The 7,005-nt window shown below is 37.7% G+C and carries 7 protein-coding genes; all 7 read left to right on the top strand.

Translation table 11 applies throughout. The annotated features are described in order from the left end of the window. A partial coding sequence (locus SGI74_10815; GenBank protein ID MDZ4677982.1) for an HNH endonuclease occupies positions 1-496 on the top strand: 496 nt, incomplete at its 5' end. 378 nt (positions 497-874) lie between these two features. Next, on the top strand, positions 875-1,558 hold the full coding sequence (locus SGI74_10810; GenBank protein ID MDZ4677981.1) for a MotA/TolQ/ExbB proton channel family protein: 684 nt from the start codon (positions 875-877) through the stop codon (positions 1,556-1,558). A 26-nt stretch (positions 1,559-1,584) separates the two neighbouring features. Then, complete coding sequence (locus tag SGI74_10805; GenBank protein ID MDZ4677980.1) at positions 1,585-2,043, top strand: biopolymer transporter ExbD; 459 nt, start codon at positions 1,585-1,587, stop codon at positions 2,041-2,043. A 10-nt stretch (positions 2,044-2,053) separates the two neighbouring features. Next, on the top strand, positions 2,054-2,557 hold the full coding sequence (locus SGI74_10800; GenBank protein ID MDZ4677979.1) for a biopolymer transporter ExbD: 504 nt from the start codon (positions 2,054-2,056) through the stop codon (positions 2,555-2,557). Next, positions 2,554-5,484: a hypothetical protein gene (locus SGI74_10795; GenBank protein MDZ4677978.1), complete on the top strand. Its 2,931-nt coding sequence runs from the start codon at positions 2,554-2,556 to the stop codon at positions 5,482-5,484. The genes SGI74_10800 and SGI74_10795 overlap by 4 nt, the downstream gene beginning before the upstream one ends. Next, a complete protein-coding gene (locus SGI74_10790) occupies positions 5,481-5,807 on the top strand; it encodes a hypothetical protein (GenBank protein MDZ4677977.1) in 327 nt (108 codons plus the stop codon). The genes SGI74_10795 and SGI74_10790 overlap by 4 nt, the downstream gene beginning before the upstream one ends. 14 nt (positions 5,808-5,821) lie before the next feature. Beyond that, positions 5,822-6,991 carry an AgmX/PglI C-terminal domain-containing protein gene (locus SGI74_10785; GenBank protein ID MDZ4677976.1) on the top strand — a complete coding sequence of 390 codons (1,170 nt, stop codon included), beginning with the start codon at positions 5,822-5,824 and terminating at the stop codon, positions 6,989-6,991. Positions 6,992-7,005 lie beyond the last annotated feature (14 nt).

Below are 7,005 nucleotides of genomic sequence, written 5' to 3'. Positions count from 1 at the left end.
TCTTCTTGAATCATTGGTTGATGACGCACTTGAGAAGAAAGATCCAGAAGTTAAAGCTTTGAAGATTTTGGCAAAGAACAAGAAAGCTCAAGATTTGCGTAGAGATTGTGAAATGAATGTTAATTTAACCAAAGCTGAATTTGCCAATACTAATTTACCCAATGCTGATTTACCCAATGTCAATTTAACCAATACTGATGGATTGAAAAAAGCTTTCCCAGAGAAGTGCAATCCCGCTTCTCCGCGCTCTCGCTACATTCCAGCTCACATTAAACGCCAAGTGTGGGTGAGAGCCAAATCTCAGTGTACTTTTATTGATCCCGTATCAAAGCTTCGTTGTACTGCTTCGCGTTTTCTTCAAACCGAGCACATTATTCCATTTGCATTAGGCGGAGCCGCAACGCTAGATAACCTGACGCTACTTTGTTCAAATCACAATAAACTCAAAGCACTTCACACCTTTGGCAAATCGACAATGGATCGCTATTTGGAGTAGTAGCGGTCAATTTCTTTTTCAGATACTCCAACCCCATAACTTCACACAGAAACCTACAATTTTATGTCTTCTAATTTGAGGCAATGCTTTATAACCTCTCCTTAAACCGACAATTTTGGTGACTTCTAATTCACGGCAATACTTTGCTCTCAAACTCATAACTTCACACCTAGACCTTCATTTTTGGGTGTCTTTTAATAAGAGCCAAAGAGGAAATTCATCGCCTAGGCGCCGTTTTGCGTCACTTGTGTGTAATCAGTACAGCGAATTTTACCTTCCCCTTGTTCAGGATGCATTTAGATGCTGGCACTTGCCTTGCTCAATGAGCCTACGGATACGAATACGTGTTTATTAAGACTCTACTGGAGGTAACTATATATGTTCATTTTCTCAAACATCACTGAAGCATTCCGCGTAGGCGGCATATGGATGTGGGCAATTTTAGCAGCGCAAATTGTTTCAATCGCAATTATAGCTGAGCGAGTTTTTGCTCTATACATCACTAGAAACACTGGGCAAAAAGCATTAGCTGCAAGCTTTGAAGATGATATTCGCAAAGGCAATATCGAAAAAGTACTCACTCGTGCACGTGCCCTACGTTTTACAAATCCTATAGCACAAGTTGTTGAAGCCGGTGCACAAGCTGCAATTGATATGGGCGGGCGCGATGAAATTCAAGCAAAAATGGATGAAGTCCTTCTTCATGAAAATGCACGTTTAGAAAAGCGCACTGGATTTTTAGCAATGATCGGTAACGTAGGAACTCTTTTGGGTCTCTTGGGTACAATCGTTGGTTTAATTGAATCTTTCTCATCAGTTGGAAATGCAAACCCCATCGAAAAAGCAGCTCTCCTTTCACAAGGTATCTCAATGGCGATGCATGCAACAGCTTATGGTTTGCTCATGGCTATTCCAGCTATCGTTATGTACTCGGTTCTTCAAAATCGTGCACAAGCTTTAGCTGAAGACATTAATCAAGGTGCTTTAAAAGTGTTTAACTGGCTCAGTTTTAATTACGAATCTGTTCCAGCTAAGCGTATTCGTTCAAAAGAAGCGAAATAATTAATCTCTAATTGTGGAGTAGGATCATGGCTTTTGTAACAATGGGAAATAAATCAAAGAAAGAGTTGAATTTTGAACTCAATCTAATCCCATTTATCGACCTTTTATCTACGCTTATTTGTTTTCTATTAGTAACAGTTGCGTGGGTGCATTTAGGTTCGATGGATACCTCACAAGCTTTTGGTCCACAAGATGAAAAACAAACGAAGCCTCCAGCAGTTTGGGCGACATTGAAATCCACAGGGCAAATTATTTTTAAACTTCAAAATGTTTCAAAACGCGGCAACATACCAGTTGAATTTGAAGTACAAGCGTCAAATCAAAAGGGAATTCAAAATTATTTAACTGCCCTTACGAAGCAAATACCTGAGATTAAAACAGCCGTTGTGTTGCCTTCGCAGAGTACTCCCTACGCAGATATAATCCAGATAATGGATAATCTTAAAAAGGGTTCAATCAAAGATATTGGCATTTCGCCCATTTAAGGAGTGAAGAGTGTTAGAAGTAAGTGTTTTAAAAAATCAAATACTGAAGAACTCAATGGAGCAGCAATCAGCATTGCGCCCTAAAAATGGCAAAAAAGCTCGATCAATGCTTTTTAACCTCTCTTTGACTTCACTCATTGATGCATTTTCTATCTTGGTTATCTTTTTGCTCATCAATTTAACTGGGTCAAATAATACCATCAAGCTTGATAAAGGAATGCAACTTCCAACAGCACTTCAAGTAAATACACTTCAAATGGGTACTGTCGTGAGTGTTAATAAAGGACATTATTTTATTGATGAAAAAGAAATTTCTAAAGATCAAATTACTCGTAAACTCTATGAAATTCGTAAAAAGCTTTTAGCAGATAATACTGACGGTAAAGATAACATTATCATTAAGGCTGATAAGAAAACAGAGTTTGCCAGTCTAAATCCTATAATCATGGCTGGTTCACAAGCAGGTTTCCAACATTTCAAATTTGCAGTCACTCAGGAGGCGACTAAAAAGTGAAATTTTTAAGCGTTCTCACTTTGATTGCAATAATGAGTACTGGTTTAGTCTTAATGGCTGAAAAAATGGACTCATCTACCCACACTCTCGTGATAGAAAAGCTTGAGAGAGTGCTTTCTCTTACTGATAGTGAGAATCCTTCGCGTTCTGCAATTATGCAAAGACTTGCTGATCTTCATGCAGAACGTGCACGCCTTGCCGCAATGGAAGAAATCGAACAAAAATGTGATGCATGTAGAGGTAGTAAAAAAGACCGCCTACGAGCACTTGAACTCTATGAAACTCTGTATTCAAAGGGTAATTACGATTTAAAATCTAGAATAGCCCTGCAAATGATTCAGTTGTATGACCTTTCAGGCCAAAATAAAAAATCTTTAGATCTTTTTGATTCGATTATTAAATCTAAAAAAGGAAACTTTCACAGTGAGCTTGTTGGTCATTCATATGCAAGTCTAGGTGATGCAGCTTTTAAAAAAGCAAAATATAAAAAAGCCCTTGAATTATATAAGAATGCATTGAGCATTAAAAATACCCCTAGACGTGGTTACATTATGTCGCGAGTTGGCTGGTGTTATCTGCATCAAAAAAATTACCAAGAAGCACAACGATCATTAGTAGCTGTTTTAAGTAATGAAGATTTATTAACCCGTGATGGCAAAGATGATCTTCCATTTCGAGAAGATTTATCAAGAGATTTGGCAACATTTTATTCTCGTGGCGATGTGGGTCTACAAGAAATAAAATCATTAAGTGATTTAAGTCCTGAAGGGTCTCGTAAAGAAAATCTCAATTACATGGCCCAAGAACTTGATCGACTTGGCAAAAAGCAATCAGCATTGCTTGTTTTGCAAGCTGTTGGTGAAGAGCAAAAAAATCCTAAAGACAAAATTGAAGGTTATATTCGTTTAGCTCACGTTAATTACGATATGGGCAAAAAACCCGGTGTAGTGGTTGAAATCGTAAAGGCCATTGAAATTTGGAAAAACCACGGTTGCACTCCTGATGAGGAATGTAATTTATTGCAAAAGAAAATGCGCAAACTTTTAACGGGTTGGGCAAAAAGTGAAGAACATGAGCCCTCTACTCCACTTGTAAAAGCATATTCAGCTTACACAGCGTTTTTTAAAGATATCGACATGGCCTTATGGGCAGCTCAAACAGCAAAGCAGCTCCAACTTTGGCAACAATCAATTTCACTTTATAAAAGTGCAGCGCTCATTACTGATGACCAAGCTAAAATTGAGGCTTGTTTGCTTGGCGAAATTGAAGCAGCTGAACTTTCAAAAGATGTTAAATTTAGAGAGTCTGCTTATGCTCATTATTTAAATATTTTGCCTGATGGTCAAAAAAGTACTGAAGTTCGCTATCAACAAGTTCAACTTTTATATGAACAAAATAAGTATGCAGATGCAGCTAATGGTTTTCGAGCAATTGCTAAAAACAAAGATTCAAAATCTATTGAATTAAGAGAAAAAGCAGCTGATTTAGCACTTGATTCTCTTGTTTTAGCAAAACGTGAAGATCTTATTGAGCATTGGGCAAATGAATTTGCCGAAGTTTTACCAAAGAGAAAGTTAGAGTTTCATAAAATATCACGTACTGCGGTGCTTAATAATGTAGCTGTTGCTATGAATGAACCTGCAACAATACGGCGATATGAAGATCAATTGGTTAAACTTAATACCGTTAAACTTGATGGCGCCAATAGCGAAGAAAAGATTTCATATTTTAAAAACAGGCTCATCTTAGCTGAAAAAACAAATAATCTTGATGAAGTAAATTATGCCGCAGATGGGTTACTTTCAGTGCAGCAATTATCTGAAAGCGATCGTGAGTATGCTTTGACTAGAAAAGTCTGGGCTGCAGAGATCACTCTTAATTTTGCTTTAGCGTATAAGCTAAGCCTTAAACTTAAGTTTGCAGAACTATCACAAGAAGAGCGTACATTAAAGTTAGCTTTACTCGCTGAATTAGCAAATCAAGATGCTGAGGACTATTATCAAAAATATTTAAAAATCACCAAAGATGAAAATCAAGCACAAAAAGTAATGGCAAGGCTTGTACGTAGTTCAAGAAATGGTGAAGTCGTCTTAAAGAAGTATCAAAAACGGCTCAAGCAAAATAAAGAGCTCTATGCCAGATTGGTTTTAGAAATTTTTGCTAAAAACCAAGATTTTAATTTTGCTGAACAGTTTTTAAACACAAGTAAATTAAGAGATACTGCCGCTGGGCAAGTTATTTCTAGATTTCTATTTTTAAATAAATTTGAAAAAGACACAAATCACGTTACACGACATAAAATTAATGCCAAATCAGATTCACAGTTAAAAAAATCATTGCAAGATAGATTGTCGTTACTGAGCAACTTAGAGCAATCAGCACAAAAAGGAATCAAAACAGGTGACTGGGTTATTCAAGTAATAACATTACACGCTGTTGCTACTGAGTATCGACGTTTAGCTGATGATATTCATTCATTGCCATTGCCTGGTGGCTTAAAAGGGAAGCAAGAGAAAGAATATAAAACACTCATCTCTCAACAAGCTAAACCCTATTTAAACAAAGCAGAAGCTGTGGAGCATAAGTTGGGTGATCTTTGGAAGAAGTCAGAATTATCAACTTTAGTAGCTGATGAATTGAAAATTACTCGGGGTGATTTAAAAAATCTTTTAATTGAAGAATTAAAACTTATCTCTCGTGTAGCTCCATCTAGAGAGCAGCGTGTAGTTAAAAATATTATTGATGAAAGCCAAGAAAGACCATCGCAAAGGGCTTTAGATTCAGCACGTCAAGATGTTAAAGAAAATCCGTTTGATAAAGAAAGTGTCGAAAAATTAAAAAATTTAGAAGAGCGCATTGGGCATGAAACTTTAGTCGCCTATTTAGAAGCAAGACTTGCTCAATTGCAAAAAGGGAAGCGTTTATGAAACAGATGATTAAAGAATCAAATGTAATTATATTAAAAGCTCTTATAGTAGTTGCTTTTGTGTTCTTGAGCAGTCAAGTATTTGGATCCCCCGAATCTAAAAATAAAAAATCAACTAAAGCTGCATCAAAAACACAACAAGGTTCAGAAAAAAGTAAGAAGTATAGTACTGATTTTAATTTTAATGATCTTTTAGTTCGCGGTGAGTATGCACAGCCAGCAGAAGCGGCAGCTACCGTTGAGAATGAAAAAGAATTGGATGATCTTTTACTAGTTAGAAAAGACTTTAAAGATCGACTTAAACAATCGTCAACGAAGCGTTGAAAGGTATTTGAACCATGCAAGGCGCATTTGTTTTAGAAAATAAACTAGGTCAAGTCGTAAGAACTTTTCATTGGAAGAGTCAGACGTTGTCTCTTGTGTATCGTGAAGACACACGTCGAATTGTTCCTGTTAAGAACACAGACGATCTTGATGACGAAGGTATTCCCTATACATTGTTGACCTCTTCAACAAAAGAGCAGGTTCAATCTTCAAATGGAGTAAAAGTTGGCAGTGTTGGATATCTACGCTGGGTACCTACAATTGAATCACAGGTTTTAAGCCCAACTGTTAAAACTAAAGAAGACGATAGCGTAGAAGATTTCAAAAAAGCACTTAAATGGACATCACTGATTTTACTTTTGTTATTAAGTTTAACTATGGTTGTTGGTTACTTTTTTGGTCCTGAATTACCAGAGGAAGAACATATTGTAATGATCACCCCACGTACAAAACGTGCTGTTGAACCCATGACGACACAAATGGAAACACCAAAATCAATAGCACAACAAAAACCAAAAACACCAAAAGTAGCTGCAGTTAAAACATCTCCAAAGGCTCAAGCTCCAGTAAATACAGTGGGCGCACTTGGGGTTTTAGGAAGTTTAAATAAATCGAATCAAAAAGGTGGATTGCAATTAAACGCGGTCGCGGTTTCACGAGGCGCAGGTCTTGGCGGAACTGCAGGGAGCGGAGGAGTGCAGACTTCTTTTTATGGAAAAGGTCTTGTTGGTGCGGCACTTGGCCCCGGCGCAAAAGCGCAAGGACTTGGCGGCTACGGCACTAAAGGAAAAGGCGGAGGACGCGCTGGTTATGGACAATTAAGTCTAATCGGATCCTCCAGTGCGGTTTACGCACCCATCGAAAAGGATGCCACCATTGAAGGTGGACTCACCATGGAACAAATTGCTGCTGTGATTAATCGTCATCTCGGCGAAGTTCGTTACTGTTATGAACGAGGAATTCAGTCAAATCCTGATGTTTCAGGACGCTTGGCCATTCGATTTTTCATTGCAGGAACTGGAATAGTAAAATCGGCAAATACGACAAGTTCGTCATTGCGCGATGTTGAAATTGAAAATTGTATTGTGGAACGTTTGAAGACCTGGAAGTTTCCTGAGCCAAAAGGTGGAGCAACAGTAAAAGTTGATTTCCCATTTGTACTCAAGAGAACGAGCCAAGGTTGATATTATGGAGAATT

The organism is Oligoflexia bacterium, assembly GCA_034439615.1.
In the GTDB taxonomy this organism is placed as follows: domain Bacteria; phylum Bdellovibrionota; class Bdellovibrionia; order JABDDW01; family JABDDW01; genus JAWXAT01.
Note: the sequence above shows the minus strand (reverse complement) of the source record. Positions and strands in the feature narration are given on the sequence as shown.